Below are 19760 nucleotides of genomic sequence, written 5' to 3'. Positions count from 1 at the left end.
AATTTGGGATTAGTGGAATTTACGATTTAATCACCCTTCCATCCTCCATTTCAATGATCCGGCTGGTCCCTGCTGCAAATTCCGGATCATGGGTGACAATCAGCATGGTTTGATTGAATTCCTCAGCGAGTTCCTTAAACTTGTTGAAGACAATATCGGAGTTTTTCTTATCCAGGTTACCCGTGGGTTCATCGCCCATGATTAGCAAGGGGTCATTGATTAGCGCACGGGCAATGGCTACGCGTTGCTTTTGTCCACCGGATAGCTGATTGGCCTTTTTCAAGGCATGTTCTTGCATTTCAAAGATTTTGAGCTTATCCATGGCACGGTGCTCGAGTTCTTCTCTAGAATACTTGCCTAATTTCAAGGCAGGGATCATGACATTCTCCAAGGTAGAAAATTCATTCAACAAATAGTGAAACTGAAAGACAAAACCGATTTTTTCATTCCGGATGCGTGCCAGGTAATCGTGAGGTTTGCCTGTGATGAGCTCCTGATCCAAATGAAGTGTGCCTTGGTAATCGGTATCCATAGTGGATAAAATGTAGAGTAAAGTGGATTTACCACAGCCTGATTTGCCGACGATCGATACAAATTCCCCTCGATTGATGGTAAAGGAAACCTGCTTGAGTACTTGATTCTTCACCGGGCTGTAAAAGTATTTATCGATATTTTCGGCTTGCAGGACCGTTTTTTCTGACTTGCTCATTTTCCTCTGATTATATCCACCGGATCGACTCCACTGGCTTTTTTGGCTGGGAAATACCCCGCAAGATAAGTGGTGATCATGCTAAATATTCCTCCGATGAGGTAGTACTTTGGGTTGTAATCCACCGGAAAGGTTTTGATCGTCGGTAATGCTTCAGTTTCAAAAGGAACCTGATCGATTCCAAGACAGGCCAAAAAGCCAAAGATTAGACCTAAACTCCCGCCTACTAACCCGATGGTCAGAGCGATGGTGATGAAAATTCGGTTCACGTCCGAACCACTGAATCCAATAGCCTTCAGAATGGCAATCGTATCGAGCTTTTCATAGATCATCATATTTAGGATGTTGTAGATCCCAAAGCCGGAAACGACCAAAAGGGTGATGCCTACCGCATAGCTGATCAGTGTACGGATTTGGGTTCCCGTTTCAAACTGCGCATTGACCGTCTGAATGTCATCTGCATCGATCTCGTAAATGGTTTCTAGTTCTCGTGCCATGGGAGGAGCGAGCTCCAGGTTTTTGAGCTTGACCTGAATGTCTGTGATAAAGGAGGGAGGCTCACCTAGCATTTTCTGCACCGTAGAAATCGAAGCAAAGCTATTGGCGTTGTCAAAATCTCCTAGCCCAGATTGATAGTACCCAACTACCTTGAGTTGAATGCGGTTGCCTTGGGAAGTAGTGACCTGAATCACATCTCCGATATCAGCCAGCATTCGATCGGCCAGTCCTTTACCCAAAATAAGGGTATTGTTTTGAATCAATTCTTCCAGATTTCCAGCAGTTACATAATCTGAAAAAGCGAATAATTGAGTTTCTTTTTCCACATCGATACCATTGACCAAACCCGTCAGATCGATGGTGCCTACATTGAAAAAGACCTGAGAGGAAATCCTGCTACTCACACCCAAGACCCGTGGATCCTCCTCCAAATCCTGAATGATTTTGCTGGCATTGTGGATCGCTAAGCGACTGGTTGAGGGCTTGATGGAGCGGATGACATTCCACGCGCCGGCAAACTCTCTTTTTTGATCAATGGGTTGATTGGGATTGGGTTTGATTTCATTGTAAAAGCGAATGTGTGGCGTACGATTGAGTACCAATCCATCGAGCATGGTATTCAATCCATTCATAAATCCCAATAAAGCCACAAACATGGTGATGCTGAAAAGTACGCCGACTGCGGCTATAGCGGTTTGCTTGAATCTAGCTAGCATCAAGGCAGTAGAAATCTCAAAAATCAATGACCACTTCATCTTCATGGCTTGATGATTTCGCTGTTTTCAGTGATTCCTTTCAGAATTTGGGCAAACTGAAAATTCCGGATACCAACTTCCACGCTTACCGTATCTCCGTCTGTAAGGATCACCTGACTATCGTTGATTAGGTAATTTCTTGGGATGACTAAGGCATTTTCAACAAACGAAGTTAAAATATTTGCCTCCAGACTCAGGTTCGGATAGAGGGAGGGAGGGGGGGTGGTGAAAGTAGCCTCTACCCGGAAGCTTTTCGTTTTTGTATCCATGAGGGGATATATCTGAGTCACTTTCCCATCAAAAACAGAACCCTGGTAGCTATCCATCGTGATCGCAATTTCCTGGTTGATTTTCACCTTGGCGATATCGTATTCATCTATTTGCAGCTCCATGACAAACTCCTCTGCATCACCCAAAACGGCTACTACCGTCTGAGGGCCTACCATTTCGCCTTTTTCCTTGGGTAGGGAATAGACCCGACCATTAATTTGGCTTTTCAGTACGAAGTCACTTTCCAAAGCCCGACTGATGGCAGCTGACTTGGCAGCACTTCTGGAGTTGAATTCAATCTCACGCTCCACATCTTGATATCGAAACAGGGCCGACTGATAGTTGTTTTTAGAGTTTTCGTAAGCCAGTTCTCGCTGCTCCAATTCCACAATCGTTCCGATATTTTGCTTCCATAGCTTCTGCTGACGGGCGTAAAGTAGCGAGTCATTTTGCAGCTGGCTTTTTGCAAAATCAATGGCCAACTGAAGATCCCTCAGCTTACTTTGATTCTGTTGGTAATCTGCAAATGCCTGCGCCAATTCCGCGTTTTCTCTGCTTAAGCGTTCCCGTTCATTATACACCGCCAGAATGGGCGTGCCAGCTTCCACCAAGTCACCTTCCTTGACAAAAATCTCCTGAATAGGCCCTGTTCCGTTGGCAAAGGCTTCATATTGATTCAAGGCTTTGATATTGCCTGAAGCATAGACAGATTCGGTAATGTCGCTAATAGTCGGAGTGGTGGTTTCCTCCTCGTTTGACATACAGGAAAAAAGCCCCCAAAATGCCAAAATGCTCAGAAGTCTTGAATGGCCCATGTTCGTTTTGAAAAGAATAGCTACCAAAGAAAGCCTGTTTTATGTAGGATTTTCATGATAATTGTCAACTTACTCACAAATTCGACTCAAACAAAGGACTCTAATCACGGTTTTTAAAGGATGAAAAATTATTTTCAGTTTTTGCCAGCAATTCTGCTTTTCGCTATTCAGTCATGCGCTTTCAAAGGTGTGGTTCGGGAAAAGAGCATTCCCTACATCGAAGCTGATAATTCCTTCGGATTACCTGTCAAGGAGCTGAATGTTTTTTCACCTAAAAAGGCCAAAAACCTGCCTGTCTTGATTTTTATTCATGGAGGAAGTTGGAACGAAGGGCGAAAAGAAATTTATCACTTCTTGGGAAATCGATTTGCGCGTAGAGATGTGGTGACCGTCATCATCGATTATCCCCTGGCACCGGACTACCAAGTGGATGATATGGAAAGGGCTGCTGTAATGGCAGTAGACTGGGTGGAGAAAAATATTTCCAATTTTGGCGGAGATTCTGGGCAGATCTTTGTTTCGGGGCATTCGGCAGGAGGTCATTTGGCGGCTTTAGCTGCGATCAAAAAAAAGCCTTGGAATGAATTGGGTAGACCCAATCCCCTCAAAGGAGCTATCCTGAATGATCCGGCTGGCTTGGATTGGTATTGGTTTTTAGAGCAGATGCGGGATAAACCGAATGGTTCGGATAATTATGATGCTTTTACCGAAGACCCTGAAGTCTGGAAGACCTTTTCTCCAATTTACTTTTTGGATGAAAATGAAGTGCCCCTTTTGTTGATGGAGGGAGAAAAGACCTACCCGGGTATTCGGCTGACCGTGGAGCGTTTTCGTAAGAAAGCCGAAGAAAAGAAAGTGGACTTGACCTATTCATTCTACCCCAAAACCAAGCATATTCCCATGATTACCCAGTATTTTTGGACTTGGAAAAAAGGTTATGAAGATGTTTTGGGCTTTATTCAATCCCAAACCCAAGGCAGTATGAATAGGAGTTCCTCGGTAGTCAGTACGGGAAAGTAAGCTTTGCAAAGTTTTAGAAAGCCCATGTCTGAGGCGACCATGACCTCAATTGGAGGATATCCTGCAAACGGAATAATGGATGCTGCCCTCTAGATTTAAATGATTCTTTTCGAGGGATGACCGGCCTCTATTTTATCTCGGTCTGATGAGGTAAAAACACAAAAAATATCACGATATAATTGTGTGTTTTACCAGCTCCTCGCCTGCGCTAAGAACTACCTGTAGTATTGAATCCTGCAGAGTAAAAAAAGCCTTGAATTTTCCAGCTTTATAACTCTTCAAAAGGTTGGTTGATCAGTGGTTGTTTAGGACTTCTTTCCAATCCTAACCCTAAGTAAAGTCAATATTGAATTTTTGCAGTGACTTTATAAACCCACCCATGCCATGCCGTCGAGAAGCTGGATTTTTTGCTTAACCTTCTTTTCGAACTGTCCATCAACCAAACTAGTACCCCATTTTATTTTCTGGCTAGGCACTATTTGATTTTCTCAAAAAGCTTTTCATCGCTAGAAATAGTCAAGCGCTATTTCACGGGATGTGTATTTCTGCTTATGAAATCCTTTAAAATTAATTTGGCGACAGAAATTTCAATTTCAGATAATGACAGTTTGATTAACTCGGATCCACATCTACAATCCATCGAACAGCCCGAAAAGCCGGAATAGCTTGAAGCTCTTGTAAAATATCGCCCAATTTTTCTTTAAATGTAGTTTGGGTGGTTCCTGAGCGTTCCAATTTGATCAAGCTTTCGAATTGGTATTGATTTTTTATACGGCCGATCAGCCCTTTTTCAGGACCCAAATCAATTTTTTTTACAGGAATCTGTGCGATCTGCCGATGGAGTGCGATGGCTGCTTTTTCCGCAGTTTTAAAATCGCTGTGCCGGGTGGTAATTTTGACCAACTTGACATAAGGAGGATAGAAAAATTGCTTTCGATCCATCATTTCCTTTTGGAAGAAAGCTTCGTAATCTCCTTGGATCACCTGCTCAAAAAGCGGATGGGCTGGATTTCTACTTTGGATGATGACCTGCCCTTTTTCTGTTCTTCTGCCAGCTCTTCCAGCCACCTGAGTGATCTGTTGATAAGCTCGTTCTCCAGCTCGGAAATCCGGAAAATTTAATATCCGGTCACCATCCCAGATTCCCACGACCGTTACCCTTCCAAAATCCAGCCCTTTAGTGATCATTTGTGTACCTACCAAAATATCGATTTGTCCCGCTCCAAATTCATCTAAAATACGTTGATAGCCATATTTGCTGCGGGTGGTATCCAGGTCCATTCGCCCGATCCGAGCTTCAGGAAAAAGTAAAGTCAGCGATTCTTCAATTCGCTCGGTACCCATTCCCATGGTACTGAGTTGACTACTCCCACAAGCGGGGCAGGAACTTGGGACTTTTTCTTTATATCCGCAATAATGACAGCGAAGTTCCTCGGCAAACTGGTGATAGGTCAGGCTCACATCACATTGCACACATTGCCCGGTCCAGCCGCAGTCTTCACATTGGATGTAAGGAGAATAACCACGGCGATTTTGGAAAATAAGTACTTGCTCTTTTTTATCTAAGGCCTCCTGAATTTTATCTCGTAGCAGTCTGCAGGTATCCAGTTTGAGTAGATTTTTCTTTCGGTCTGCGGCCAAATTCGCTAAGTGAAATTCGGGAAGGGAGGCATCCCCAAATCGTGAGGTCAATTGCACATAGCCGTATTTTCCTTTGCTGGCATTATAATACGACTCAAATGAAGGAGTTGCCGATCCCAAAAGGGTTTTTGCCTGATGAATAAAAGCGAGCATGATCGCTGCATCCCTGGCTTGAAATCTTGGGGCAGGATCAAACTGTTTATAGCTCGACTCATGTTCTTCATCCACAATGATCAGTCCCAAAGAATCAAAAGGAAGGAAGATCGAAGAGCGCACGCCGACTACAAAGGAAAATCGTCCGCTCAAGACCCCATTCCAAACTTCCACGCGTTCGTTGTCAGAATATTTGGAGTGATAGACCCCCATTTTGGAACCAAAGACCTGTTGTAAGCGGCTCACAATTTGGGTGGTCAAGGCGATCTCTGGAAGCAGAAGCAAGACCTGAGAGCCACTCTCCAGTACTTCCTGTATGAGTTGAATGTAGATTTCGGTTTTCCCGCTTCCCGTGATTCCATGAAACAATACGGTGTTTTTATCCTCAAAATGCCCCTTGATTTTGTGAACAGCCTGGGTTTGGAAGGGGGAGAGTTTGGCTGCTTCTTTTTCGGGTTCTACTTCCCCGATTCGATTGATGAGTTGTTTAAAACTTTCAAAAATTCCGTTTTTAATCAGGGTTTTCAACGAACTTTCCGAATCTCCTTCCTCCAAGAGTTTAGCTTTATCCAGTCCTTTTTCATTCAATTCGGGAGAATTGAAAATGGGCACATCCCGCAAGTATTTAAGCAGGATGGATTCCTGTTTCGGCTTTTTAGCCAAATCCTCAAAAAGAGCTTCGAGGCTTTTTCTTTCGGTGACAAATTCTGCGGTAAGCCGTACCCGGGTTTCAATTTTTGGAGTATATTTTTCTTGGACCTTTTCAAAAATTAAAATGGCTTCCTTAGTCACCAAACTTTTCAGTATCGGATGAATGGTTTTGATGCCCAGTATTTTTTCGCAGTCCTCGTAACTTAACTCTGAAGTTTGCTCCAGTGCAGCTAATATTTTATCCTCCCGCTCATCCATGGGGTAGGGGGCATTTTCCCGATCAAAATTGGGATGGGCTTGAATTTTGGATTCACTGGAAAGCCGAAGCCCCGAAGGCAATGCCGCAAACATGACTTCTCCGATATGACAGCAGTAATAGTCCGACATCCAAACCCAAAACTGGATCTGATGGGGATTGACAGAGGGTTGAACATCGAGTACCTCCAGGATGGGTTTGGCTTCGTATGCCTGTGGAGCTTTTTGATGTACTTTTCCGATAATTCCGGTGAGGACTTTTTTTCTACCAAACTGAACGATCACTCTGGCCCCGATCTGGATTTCAGAAATAAGATTTCTAGGAATTTTGTAGGTAAACATTCTCGGAATGGGTACCGGCAAAATCACATCTGCAAATGAAAGTGATGCGGACGGTTGGCTAAAATCTTCGTCTCCAAAAAGGCTTTGCACGGAATTAGGTTAGATAGGGTAATTGACTGATGGCTTCCTCGACACTGCTGACTGGCCGCCGGCAGGCATGATCGAAGCAAACATAAATTAAGGCATTTCCCGCCGAATCAGGAGTTTTTCCTGCTAAAATCGGGGCGCTTTCTGTCGTTTTTTCTGACCATGCCACGATCAAATTGGAAAGATGTTTGTTGAGGAGCTCACCGGCCAATTTTTGGGCACCTTTTCCGACGATGGCAACCTCAGCGGTGGGAACGACAGTTTCCAACAACAAACTCGCCCAGTTGCAGAGAAAACCGGGTTCTTTGAGGATCATTTCCCTCATTTGATTGAGCATTTTTTGGGAAATCAAAGCATAGTGATCCTCATAGGTGAAAAGCGACAACCGGTGGAGATTTCGGGCCATGATGGAATTGGAAGCTGGAATTACATTATCAAAAAGCTCCTTTTTATTGGCAATGAGTTTTTCGGCTTTAGGATTGTTAAAAAAGAACAAACCATCAGCTTCATCAAAGAAATGGAGGAGACAAAAGTCGGTGAGGTTTTTGCCCAGATTCAGGTATTTTACCTCTCCACTGATTTCAAAAGCGCGAAGTGAAGCTTTGATTATTGCCGCATAATCCTCCAAAAAGGCAGGAGTATAGGCTTTGCCGTTCTTGTAACTACGATGAAGCATCCCATCACTAATCATTTTTTCATGGATGAAATCCAGATTTTTCAATCCCAGATCAAGCATCCTTTTTTCTCCCGTCGCGATAAAAGCTTGAAGCAAACCAGAACTCATCAGCCCATTCCAGCCGGCGATGATTTTATCATCTTTTCCAGGAAAAATGCGGGTATTTCGTTTTGCAAGTAGCTTTTTCTTGATCATATCCAGCTTAGATAATAGCTCCGATTCCTCCATTTTGAAGTCTGAAGCTATGGTGGAATAATCTTCCGTTTGAAATAGAATATTGACTCCTTCTTCCCAATTGCCGTGGATTTTAAGGTTATAAAGTTTGCGAAACCAGGGCATTTCATTGCCGATGAGTTTTTCCAATTCAGAATAGCGCCAAGTGTAAAATTTTCCTTCGACCCCTTCGCTGTCTGCATCCTGAGCGGCATGAAACCCACCCTCTTCGGTGAGCATTTCAGCCTCAAGCCAATTGGCGGTTTCGATGATTTTTTCGAGGAATAGCGAGTCTGGACTTACCTGATAGGCTTTAGCATACAATTCCAGCAATTGACCATTATCGTAAAGCATCTTTTCGAAGTGTGGAGCAAACCATTCTCCATCCACGGAATAACGGGCAAATCCCCCTCGGAGCTGATCGTAAATTCCGCCCATTCCAATTTTTCGAAGGGTAAAAAACACCTTTTCTTTTAAATCCTCCCGATGGGCTAGGAGGGAATAATCCAAGAGAAAATCCCAACTAGAAGGCATGGGAAATTTGGGGATCCGTTTCATTCCTCCCCATTCGGGATCAAACTGGGCGCTGAGTTTGCTGGCGATTTCGATCAGATCATCGGGATTGGCTTGGTCTTCACTCGGCTGAATGCCGTATTTTTCGACCTCGGAGCGTTTTAGACTATTCCCAAATCCCTCGGCACTTTCTGCCAACTGTTCCGGATGTTTTTTGAACGCATCGGCAATATTAGCCAGCAGTCGTGTCCATTGCTCATTTTTGAAATAAGTGCCTCCGTAGAATGGCTTCTGATTAGGCATCAAAAACACATTCAAAGGCCAGCCACCCTGCAAGCCCATGGCCTGTACCGCATCCATATAGATATTGTCCAGATCAGGCCGCTCTTCCCGATCGATTTTGATGCAGACAAAGTGGGCATTCATCAACTCGGCGGTGAGCTCATCCTCAAAACTCTCCCGCTCCATCACATGACACCAATGACAGGCCGAATAACCGATGGAAACGAGAATCGGTTTGTTTTCCACTTCGGCTTTCTTCAGAGCCTCGGGTCCCCAAGGATACCAGTCTACAGGATTATGAGCGTGCTGGAGTAGGTAAGGGCTTTGTGAATGGATAAGTCTATTGGGCATGGTGGTGAAGTTTCATTGTTGAAAAGAGCTTAGTCGGTGTCACCATGAACGGCGTCGAAGGGATTTTTCCGATCGTTAAGCGTAGTTTTTATTTTCTTGATTTCATTTGAAAAATCAAATTCAGCACTCATTCGTTCCAGTTTGATCAAGAGGTTTTGGAGAAACTTCCGATGAGCCTCACTTTCTGGATTCAAAGGCCGATGCCCCAATTCTCGCTGGATTTTTTCAATTTCGGAGACTTTTTCTCGGGTTTCTTTTGAAAAGAAAGTACTTGAAAATTGCTCCCAAATGTAGTTTTCGGCCTCATCTGTCGGATGAATCCGGTCTTCTTTGTAAAAACGATAATCCCGCAATTCATCCATCATAATTTCGTAAGAGGGGAAATAACTGACTTTCTTGGATTTTTTCTCCAATTCGTGGCAGAGTACCCGAAGAAGACTTTTGCTCAACTGATTTTCGGGAATGCCGTCCTTGATATGGCGAACCGGACTGACAGTAAGGACAATGTTGAGCTGAGGAAAAGCTTGGGAGAATTTATTGATGACATGGGCTAAATCAAAGGTCATTTTCTCCAAGGAAGAAAGATTCTTTTGAAAGAGTTTTTGAGGTTGTTTGTGGCAATTGGCGACCGAACCAAAGTCCTGATGCTCATAAATCCAGGCAGTGCCAAAAGTCAGGATCAAGTGTGAACCTTCTTTAAGGGATTCCTGGGTTTTTTGTATTTGTTGATTCCATTTTTCCTCCAGTTCCAAAGCACTTTTTCCACTCAAATCTGAATGCGCCGCATAATGAAAAAATAGTCCTTCCCGCTCCAAAATCCCCGATGGCTCTAAAGGTATCTGGGAAATTGAGTGATCCAACAGGTTTGCGAGAATGCTCGGGTGAAAGATTGTTCCAAAAGGATTGACCAATACGTTAAACTTACGCTCCTGCATTTTCTTTCCGATCACCTGCGCAAAGCAGGAGCCCATGCTCAGAATTTTTGACTGATGGGTAATGGGATGTTCTGCTGTCGGAATGTCAAATGATGTAAACCAATTCATGGGTTGAATTTAAGAAATCTTGATCCACGATGGTTTAATTCGTCGGATAGTTTGCCTTCATCCAATCATAGGATTCCTTGATCAATTGCCGCAAAACCTCTTCGTCTACATCAGCGAGTTTATTAATATACAGGCAGGAAGCTCCGGTTTTATGTTTGCCGAGCTGGGCAAAAAGGTCATCAAAACTTTTCTCCATACAGCCAAGCAGGTAAATGGAAAGAGAAGTCTTGCGAGGTGAAAATCCCACAATCAGAAAATCCCCTTCTCGACCGCTTTCATATTTGTAGTGATACTGCCCAAACCCAACGATGGAATCACCCCACATCACGGCTTTTTCACCGGTGACCTCTTCCATGATTTGTTTGATGCGGAATGCATCTTCCCTTTTTTTTGGGGATTCTACCTGATGGAGAAAATCTTCCACAGAAGCCTCGGTGGGTTGAGTTTTGTTTTCAGCCATGATCTAATCCATTAAGTGCTTTTTGAGAAAGTTAGCTGTTTCATGGGACACTCGGATCATATTTTCCCATTTCATCCAATGATGGGTGTCTCCGGGAATCAGTATGGACTCATAGGGCTTGTTCAATTCGTCAAAGCGGCGGATCAAATTGGTCGTTTGAGCCACGTTGACATTGCGGTCATCATCGGAGTGAATGAAGAGTACCGGACTGGTCCAGGTATCCAAATCAGCGATCGGGGAGGATTCCCATGCGATTTTTTTAGCTTCCTGGTAATCTGGAGCGATCTCATACCCTTGTGGTAAATCATAGCGGCTGTCCAGGTCATGTACTCCATGAATATCCACGCCCACCTTGAATAAATCCGAATCTCTTGCCAAGGCCAAAGCGGTCAAGTAACCTCCGTAGCTTCCACCATAAACTCCGATTTTATCGGGATCCACCTGAGGGAGATTGGCTAAAAATTCTCCTCCAGCCTTGATGTCTTGGTATTCGACGGCACCTTGGTAATAGGCATTTGTCGGTCGGTGAAAATTATAACCATAGCCAATGCCCAATCGGAAATTCACCGAAAGAACGACGAAGCCCATCTCTGCCAAATACTGATTTAAGGCATAGGTATTCGTATAATAGTCCATGTAGCTCCAGCCCAGAAGCATCTGACGCTGTGGGCCACCGTGGATGAATACAACGCCGGGCTTTTTTGCTGAACCCCCTTCTTTTTCAAATAGCTGCCCAAAAACGGTCGTACCATCTGGAGCAGTAAATTGTACCTGTTTTGGTGTGACTAATTTATCCTCAGGGAAATCCGATGGGATCAGATCGGCTTGAAGGAGCTTGGTTTCTTCGTCTTGTTTGAGAGTAACCAAATGCGGTCTTTTTGCGGTCGCTGAAAAATAGGCCAAATCCCCATTGGTCAAAGCTACGGGATAAGCTTCGATTCCTTCTCCTGAAGTTTCCCATGTCAGCTTTTTGTTGGCCAACTCCACCGAGCCGATATGCCTTCGGTCTTGATCTTCTTTTTCAGGGCCAAAATTTGCGGAAAACAGCACTTTTTCACCATCAGGACTGAGTTTGATTTGCTCGACCATGTAGTCTCCCGGTGTTAAAAGTGTTTCTGTTTTAGTCTTTAAATCCAAACTGTAGAGGTGTTGCCAGCCGTCGTGATAGGATTCAAACACCAATTCGTTTTCATTGGGATAGGAAAAAAAGAAATAGCGGTAGGAACCGGGGAGTGTTTCCGGTGCTTTCCAGAGCATCTTGGCTTTTCCACTTGTTAGGTCCGCTTGCCAGATTTCCCAGGGGCTGTGCCGTGGTTCTAAAAGGGGATAAGCTGCGCCGGATCCCCCAAGCGTTTTGATAAAGGCGATTTTGCTTCCGTCCGGGGACCATTTGGGCTGGGAATAGCGGTGAAAGGAAGGCGCGATAAACTGGATTGGCGTTTCTTCATCCCGGTAGATTCCGATGAGTTGATGCCCTCCTCGATTGACGGTGAAAGCCAAGCTTTTCCCGTCTGGTGAATATTCCATGGAATTGACATTCCCCTTGATTTCAAAAAGTTGTTTTGGAGCTTCTACGTGGTGGGCATTGGCTTTCCATACTTGCCCGTTTTTTAAAAATAAAATATCACTAAAATTGCCTAGGTGAATATTATCCCCTTCGCCAATTTTCTCGATCATTCGGGATGGGAGATCAAAGGCAAATAATTCTACTTTTGGGAGTTTGGCCAGATTATCGGCATTGACAGTGGAGGAAGCATTGCCTCCTCCATGGTCTCCACCGCGAACAAAGACCAAATGATTTCCTTCGGGGGTGAAGCTTAGCCCGCTGATTTCCTGTCCATCGTCTTGATTAAAGGATGTCAGTTTTTCGGGTTGGAAATCCGGTGCTTTGGCGTAATACACGTTCCGCTTTCCCTGCTCGTACATCACCCAGGCGAGCTGAGTTCCCGACTGATCGGCTGTGAGTCCGGAGGGAAAGGTGAATTTGCCTACTTGCTCCATGGTGAAGGATTGGGAGAAAAGGCTCTGCAATGAACAAAGGAAAAGGATAATAAGGAGGCGTATTTTCATAGTTCTAGTCTTTGGAAAGAAGGTTCTCAAGTTCGTATGTGAGTTCTTGGTTTTATGGAAGATAGAGTTGGTACTGGCTGACAAAAAGCAGTTGCAGTTGTATTTTGCCTAAAACCTACTCTTTGTCCTGACTCCATGCCATTCGATGAAAAAGCGTGCTTTTCATTTGGCGTTTGAGTCCCCGGGCAAACCAGTTTTCTTTTTCCCATGGTTTGGTGTAGAAACTGATTTCAAGCGGTTCTTCTGATTTTAAAATTTCATAATAGAGGCTCCACCCCAAATTGTGGGATAGTGTCCCACAAATTGGAAGAGCAAGGTAGAGTTTTCGAATATAGACCCAGTTTGATCTTCCAAAACCTTTACCGAATGCCAAAGTCAAATCTTTTGAAAGTGGGTTTAGCAAATTGGTTTCATACTCCGATTTTTCTTCTTCCCCCTGTTCAAACTTCACGATGTGCCTTCCTATTGGCCAGTAAGTCTGTGCCAAAATCGTATTTACAGCCCGTCCAGCTTGCTCTCTTCTGGCGATCAGAAGCTGACTGATTTCCTTCTTTAAAGAAATATAGCTGTTGGGTTGAGGTAATTTTTTCATATTTCAATACCTATCGTGGATCATGTAAAGGACTTTTTGCAGTTCCGTTTTCAATTCGCTGGAGGGAATCTGATAGTTATTCATCAGACAGGAAAAATGAAGGATTTTTCCGCTTTTGGTCAGCAAATATCCACTCAAAGCATTGGACATGCTCAGCGTACCGGTTTTAGCATAAATATAGGCAGGCTGCCCTGGATCTGCAGGATACCAACTTCGGATCGTTCCCGATTCTCCCCCTGCGGGGAAGTAGGCCTGGATTTTTTCCCATGGGACTTCCGCTCTGATTTTTCCCAAAAGGGCAATGATTGATCGTGGCGTAAACATATTTCTAGCGGAAAGTCCCGAACCATCATGCCACATGGGTTCGTCGGGCAGATCATCCAGCAGATTCTCTTTGGCATAATCGATTGCCTCTCGAGTGCTGAGTTCATTGTTGAGTTGATCGGAAACTAAGAGTAAGAGTTGCTCGGCCAAAAAATTATCGCTGATTTTCATCATTTGGGCATAAATGCTGTCTGCTGCAGCGGTTTGGAGTTTAAGGGGTTCCGAGTCTAGGTAATTGGAAGATTGGATCAGGGTAACTTTTTTACCAATTTTTTCTTCGAGTAAATTGGCTGTAAATTCTGCGGATGTCACAAATGGAATGTCCCGTTCAAAGGTTTTGCTGGATTCAGGGGTGAAGTATTCGTACTCATTTTTGAAGCGATTTCTACGAAAGGTTAAATAATCAGGAGGCCCAACAGCCGGTATCAATTTATTCTCAAAATAGGAGGGATAAGTGTTAAATCCGGCCATGGTGGAGTCCTTGGAGAAACGCACCACATTTCCATAAACCGGAAATGCCGACCGTTCGGTGGCATAGTAGGCATTGTACCAATCCCAGGACCAGCCTGGTCCAAATGCATCCACCTGATCAAAATTATCCACCAAAAAAAGATCTTTTTTAAAGGATTTCAAAAAATCGATAACCGTGCTGTCCTGAAAATCAGGATGGAGCAAACTCGGATCTCCTGTACCCCAAAAAATCAGCGAATCTCCACGTTCCAAGTAATTCAAGCCGTTGATTTTTTCATCACCGAGAATCGTATAGGAAGTGTAAAACGTAAAAAGCTTGGTGTTTGAGGCAGGAATGAAGTATTTGTCCTCATTGATGGCGCTGAGGGTTTTGTTTTTGACTGGATCGACTATCATTAAGCCCAAGTGTCCTTTTTCAAAAACCTCGGATTTACGAATGCTTTTGTTGATTTTTTGGACCGTGCAGGAGCAAGTGAGGATTAATAGTGCAAGAAGTATTCGATTCATAGGTGTAAAATAAAAAAAGTCTCCCGCTTATGCAGGAGACTTGATTAAATAATTAATTTTTATTGATCCCACCAGATTCGGTCCAGTAAGGTGACCTGAGGAACATTGTCCCCGTTTCGGCTGACCTCACTGTCTGGATAGGCTAGACGACGAATGAAATTTCCGTTTAGATTAGGATTCAAATTGGCAGGAAGGGTCATGTCTTTGTAGCCATAATCAAATCTTCGGGCATCATTCCAGGTTTCCGGATGAAGGAACATGGCCACCCACTTTTCTTTCATGATGTCATCTAAGGTCAAAGCTCCAGCTCCTACACCAACGCTTGGGTCGGCTAAATAGGTAGCTTTGTCCTCTTCACTTACGCCCAACATATCCATATGAGCTTCAATTCCGGAAAGGTAAGCCTCATAAGCTCGTCCCGGATCTGAATCCAAGGCTGCTTCCGCCTCAATAAACTTCAACTCCGCAAAGGTGGCAATCAGGATAGGAGATTGTTCGGAGGTGTAGAATTGCCCTGGAATCAGGGTAGACCGTGCGCCTTGCTCGGGGGCATCACCTCGTCCAGCACCATTGGGCACCCCGATAAATTCTCCATCATCCGTCGTGCCTACCATGAGGGGAAGGCGAGGGTCTGCCACAGGATAAGACGTTCCGTCCAATGCTTCAATAAATTGCTCAGAAATCCAGCCTCCTAAAAGCAGGTTTTCATTGTTGATCGCCACTTGGGCCCAGGGATTAAAGCGCTGCTCAAAGAAGGTAACTTGGGCATCATCTGCATTGGAAGAAAACCCTGCCGCAACAGCAGATAAAACCTCATTGGCATCATAAGAAGCACTGCCTTTGGTGTGAATCAAAAACCGGGCTTTAAGAGAGTATCCAAACTTGATCCAACTGTCAATGTCTCCTGCGAAAATAAAATCATCCCCGCCGATGGAAATAGCAGATTCAGTTTGAAGGTTTGCGATCCCTTGATCCAGTAAACTGATCACCTGATCGTATAGAATCTGATCATCATCGTAAGCCGGGGTCACTGTTTCAAAATTGAAACTTTCTGAGAAAGGAACATCGCCAAACAAATCAACGGTCATGCCCAAGTTTAAAGCCATTAAAATCTGGCCAGCACCAAGGTAATGATTGGCACCGGATTCTTCGGCTTTTCGGATGATCTCGTTGAGATCGGTCATCACATTGTAAAGGTTGAACCAAGTACCGCTAAAGTCCAATTGATCCATGATATCCGAACCGCTAGAGGGGTTTGGAGAGGCTAAGTATTGCACATAATTACTGGTAGCACTCCCTGCGCGCTGTACATTAAGCGCCGTTTCATAGGTGCTATTGGTCATTAATCCTGAGATGGGAGCATCTTCTGGATTGTTGGGATTTTCATTGACATCCAAAAAGGACTCACAAGCCGAAGCCAATAAGAGAATAGATGCTCCTAAAATCGCTGATAGTTTATTTTTAAATTTCATCTTTTTCGTGATTTAGAAGGTTTACAATCCCAAATTCAGGGTGAAGAAAACACTTTGTACGCCCGGGAATCCGAGTCCGGTAAATCCAACTGCATTACCTCCGGCACCGGCAGAAAATGATTCCGGATCAAAGCCATCCCATGGGGTGTAAAGGATGATGTTATTTGCCGCTACGGAAATTCTAGCCGTTCTGAATGGAGTTCGCTCGATCAAATTGGGCCGAAGATTGTAGGCTAAGGTGATGTTTCGAAGTTTGATAAAGCTGGCATCAACCACAAAATTTTCAGAAGTGGTTCGGTAATGATTTCTCCAGTATCCAGCTCCGTAATTTACTCCATCAGGGCCAACACCCTGCCCTAACCAAACTTCCTGATTATTCGGAGATCCGTCGGCAAGCACACCCGGGAATACCCGAAAATCATTTCTGGCCAAGGAAGCTTCTTGTTTTCCAAAAGCAGAAAGGAAGTTGTCAAACTGGCTGTATTGATCTACTCCCGCTCTGAAATCCACCAAGAAAGAAAGCTCAAATCCTTTGTAATTGAAATCATTTCTTAGACCTCCAAAAACTTTTGGAACGGCATTACCCAGGACCAGCTGAGAACCGGTTCGAACAGGGAAGCCATTTGCGCCAATTAACTGAGGTAGGCTACGGTCCAGGACTTCTGAGTCGGGATCTGCGTCAGGTCTTACGTAGCTGGATCCATAAATATCTCCATAAGGTCGGCCTTCTTTCAAAATCATGGTAACTGTACTTCCTACATAGCCAAACTGTGACCCCACCACGATTTGATCAATTCCTTCACGGATGGACACGATTTCGTTTTGGTTGGTGGTGATATTGGCGGTAACATCCCAGCGGAAATCACCTCGCTCGATTGGAGTTCCTCCCAGGACAATTTCCCATCCTCTGTTTTCGATTTCACCGGCATTGGTGATGTAGGAAGAAAATCCAGTCGCATCCGAGATTGGAACTGGAATGATTTGATCTTTTGCGTTTGACTTGTAATACGTTACATCCAGGCTAGCTCGGTTGTTCAAGAATGCCAGCTGCGTACCTACTTCCACCGATGTGGTTTGTTCGGGTCTTAACAGTGGATCCCCAAAGGTGGAGTTCCTTGAAAATCCGACTTGACCATTCAGCGGGAAAATAGCTGGAGATACAAAGGTGGCTCCAAGAATATGCGGATTAGTGTCTTTACCAACCTGAGCCCACGAGGCTCTCAGTTTTCCAAAAGTCACCCAACTGGGCATTTCCAAATGCTCGCTGAAGGCATAACTCAAGTTAATGGAAGGATAAAAGAAGGAATTGTTGTCCACAGGAAGGGTAGAGGAAATGTCATTTCTGCCGGTGATGTTAAGGAAAAGATAGTTTTTATAGTCTACCATTAAATCCCCATAGAAACCGACTAATCTTCTCATACTTTTACCTTGGGAGGCAAAGATTTGAGTCGTGTTATTGAGGTTATAAAATCCCGGAATTACAAAATTGGATCCGGTGGCAGTCACTCGGTCAAATCTTCTTTCGAAGACGTCATTTCCAAATCTTAAGGTAGTGTTCCAGTCCTCATTCCATTGTTTCCGAAGTGTGATGTAGAAATTGGAGGTTAAGTCACGACTGTTGATTCGGGTTTCTTCCAAAAATCCGGTAGAACTCAAGGCTACTTCTCCGTCTATTCCCATTGGACCTGGAGTGATTTCTGTTCGGGAATCAGAATAATTATCCATTCCCAATCGGTAGGAAAAGGTTAGCCAATCGGTCGGGCTATAGTTCAAATTGATGTTTCCAATGATGCGATTGACATTATCTTCATAAGTGGCAAAACGCGCATCATAAATGGGATTGGTGTTTGCATAGGTCTTCATGGTGCCATCGGGATTGATGTAGTCACGGACATCTTGTGTCTCTGACCAATACATCATTCGTTCCAAGAATCGATCGTGAGGCACACGATTACCACCCGAGTTGGTGTAATTCATGGAGCCGGAAAAGTTGAACTTTTCATTGACTTTGATCGTCCCGGAAAGTTTGGCACTGGTTCTATCCCAATTCGAAAATGGGATAATTCCTTTTTGATCCAGTCGTCCAATGGAGGTGTAAAACGTGGCGTTTTCGTTTCCGCCAGACACACTTAAGCTATTGTCAAAATTGACACCGGTATCGAAGGCTCGAGTCCAGTTGTCTTGATAGACATAGTTCGGATCGTTTTCCTCAGCGATATTTGCACCCCAAGAAGGCCAGAAACTGGAATCATCCCGCTCCCCGCTAAATCCCTGTCCATATTCTTTTTGTAACCTAGGTTTTTTGACCAGCTTATCAAATCCTAAGGAAGAGTTGAAATTCACTCTTATTTCTCCCGCCTTCCCTTTTTTGGTGGTGATGATTACCGCCCCATTGGCAGCACGTACCCCATAGAGAGCTGTTGCAGCAGCACCTTTTAGTACAGACATGGACTCGATATCATTAGGATTGATATCAGCGATTCTGTTTGACATACCCCGAGGGGTTCTATCATTTGCAGCTTCAATGGTAGAGTTGTCCACAGGAACCCCATCAACCACGAAAAGTGGCTGATTGTCAGCCGATGGATCCAGTGAGTTGATTCCCCGTATGATGATTCGGGCGGATTGTCCGGGAGCACCTCCTGAATTGGTGATTTGTACCCCGGCTACTTGTCCCTGTAGTGAATTCACAAGATTGGGTTGTCTGGATTTGGTGATGGCTTCTGCATCGATACTTTGGGCCGAATACCCCAAGGATTTTTTCTCCTGGGAAATCCCAAAAGCAGTCACGATCACCTCATCGAGCTGGGATTCCTCTGTGGCTAGGACCACATTGATGGTGGTGGTATTACCCACAAGGATTTCCTGACTTTCAAAGCCGATAAAGGAAAATACCAAGATCGATTCGGAGTTGGGTACGTTGATCGAATAGTTCCCGTCGATATCCGTGACCGTACCTGTCGAGGTCCCCTGGACTACGATACTGACACCCGGTAGGGGCTGTCCGTCTTCTTCTGCTGTTACTTTTCCTGATATCGTTTGCTGCGCAAATAGCGAGACGGAAGTCAGCAAACTCATCAGAAACAGCAAGGTAAACTTGTAGCTGTTTTTCATGTGTTAGAAAGGTTAGAATTTTGAAAATTGGTTTTATGTAGATTATTCAGGGTATTTGCGGTTTTTTTCTGTTTTATGAAATTGAACATTGCTGTATTCGCTCCTATAGAAATTTAAATTCAGATTTTCACTTGATTTTGAGCGATTTTGATCAAATGAGACAGCTTAGAAATTTGCTTAAAATCCATAGATGAATACATAAATTTTAAATTGGAAACTTAAAACATGCTTAATTTAAAAATAATAAGCGGTTAATTTAAAGAAAGGTGTTCAAAAAAATATCAAATTATTTCAAATAATAATTCTGCTCAAATAAAATTTGCTTTTGCTACTTTTTGCCAGAATTTATTTTTGTTTAGTGCAATAAAATGAAGTTCGGGCCAAAAAAAAGAGGCTGTCCGATTAGGGACAGCCTCATGATGGTGTGCCCAGCATGGGCGATAGCTATAGGGTGCAAGTCCCGAACACGCCTTGGC

13 protein-coding genes are annotated in these 19760 nt (G+C 44.1%); 1 reads left to right on the top strand and 12 read right to left on the bottom strand.

The annotated features are described in order from the left end of the window. Nucleotides 1-19 precede the first annotated feature (19 nt). The 3 genes from Q0L00_RS11990 to Q0L00_RS11980 are packed head-to-tail and all read right to left on the bottom strand — an operon-like array spanning nucleotide 20 to nucleotide 3047. On the bottom strand, nucleotides 20-709 hold the full coding sequence (locus Q0L00_RS11990) for an ABC transporter ATP-binding protein (protein WP_297337121.1): 690 nt from the start codon (nucleotides 707-709) through the stop codon (nucleotides 20-22). Then, complete coding sequence (locus tag Q0L00_RS11985; RefSeq protein WP_297337193.1) at nucleotides 706-1962, bottom strand: FtsX-like permease family protein; 1257 nt, start codon at nucleotides 1960-1962, stop codon at nucleotides 706-708. Before Q0L00_RS11985 ends, Q0L00_RS11990 begins: the two co-directional genes overlap by 4 nt. Before the next feature lie 2 nt (nucleotides 1963-1964). Further along, nucleotides 1965-3047 carry an efflux RND transporter periplasmic adaptor subunit gene (locus Q0L00_RS11980; RefSeq protein WP_297337120.1) on the bottom strand — a complete coding sequence of 361 codons (1083 nt, stop codon included), beginning with the start codon at nucleotides 3045-3047 and terminating at the stop codon, nucleotides 1965-1967. A 120-nt stretch (nucleotides 3048-3167) separates the two neighbouring features. Between Q0L00_RS11980 and Q0L00_RS11975 the strand changes: the two genes are divergently transcribed. After that, nucleotides 3168-4067, top strand: coding sequence for an alpha/beta hydrolase (locus Q0L00_RS11975; RefSeq protein WP_297337119.1), 900 nt, complete (start codon nucleotides 3168-3170; stop codon nucleotides 4065-4067). A 612-nt stretch (nucleotides 4068-4679) separates the two neighbouring features. Here Q0L00_RS11975 and priA read toward each other — a convergent pair. From priA to Q0L00_RS11930, 9 genes are all read right to left on the bottom strand, one after another. After that, nucleotides 4680-7199, bottom strand: coding sequence for a primosomal protein N' (gene priA, locus Q0L00_RS11970; protein ID WP_297337118.1), 2520 nt, complete (start codon nucleotides 7197-7199; stop codon nucleotides 4680-4682). A gap of 4 nt (nucleotides 7200-7203) precedes the next feature. After that, a complete protein-coding gene (locus Q0L00_RS11965; protein ID WP_297337117.1) occupies nucleotides 7204-9231 on the bottom strand; it encodes a thioredoxin domain-containing protein in 2028 nt (675 codons plus the stop codon). 29 nt (nucleotides 9232-9260) lie between these two features. Beyond that, on the bottom strand, nucleotides 9261-10274 hold the full coding sequence (locus Q0L00_RS11960; protein WP_297337116.1) for a GSCFA domain-containing protein: 1014 nt from the start codon (nucleotides 10272-10274) through the stop codon (nucleotides 9261-9263). Between the two features lie 34 nt (nucleotides 10275-10308). Continuing rightward, nucleotides 10309-10734, bottom strand: a complete 426-nt coding sequence (locus tag Q0L00_RS11955) for a DUF1801 domain-containing protein (RefSeq protein WP_297337115.1) — start codon at nucleotides 10732-10734, stop codon at nucleotides 10309-10311. Between the two features lie 3 nt (nucleotides 10735-10737). After that, the gene (locus Q0L00_RS11950; protein ID WP_297337114.1) at nucleotides 10738-12804 is read right to left on the bottom strand and encodes a prolyl oligopeptidase family serine peptidase; all 2067 of its coding nucleotides are present in this window, start codon (nucleotides 12802-12804) and stop codon (nucleotides 10738-10740) included. Between the two features lie 115 nt (nucleotides 12805-12919). Next, nucleotides 12920-13396: a DUF1016 N-terminal domain-containing protein gene (locus tag Q0L00_RS11945; protein ID WP_297337113.1), complete on the bottom strand. Its 477-nt coding sequence runs from the start codon at nucleotides 13394-13396 to the stop codon at nucleotides 12920-12922. Between the two features lie 3 nt (nucleotides 13397-13399). Beyond that, a complete protein-coding gene (locus Q0L00_RS11940) occupies nucleotides 13400-14698 on the bottom strand; it encodes a D-alanyl-D-alanine carboxypeptidase (RefSeq protein ID WP_297337112.1) in 1299 nt (432 codons plus the stop codon). A gap of 59 nt (nucleotides 14699-14757) precedes the next feature. Further along, complete coding sequence (locus tag Q0L00_RS11935) at nucleotides 14758-16170, bottom strand: SusD/RagB family nutrient-binding outer membrane lipoprotein (protein ID WP_297337111.1); 1413 nt, start codon at nucleotides 16168-16170, stop codon at nucleotides 14758-14760. A gap of 21 nt (nucleotides 16171-16191) precedes the next feature. Continuing rightward, entirely contained in the window at nucleotides 16192-19284 is a 3093-nt protein-coding gene (locus tag Q0L00_RS11930; protein WP_297337110.1) for a SusC/RagA family TonB-linked outer membrane protein, read from the bottom strand. Nucleotides 19285-19760: the final 476 nt, after the last annotated feature.

This window comes from Algoriphagus sp. (assembly GCF_024305035.1).
Taxonomy (GTDB): Bacteria; Bacteroidota; Bacteroidia; order Cytophagales; family Cyclobacteriaceae; genus Algoriphagus.
This window is presented reverse-complemented; position numbering and strand designations above follow the sequence as displayed.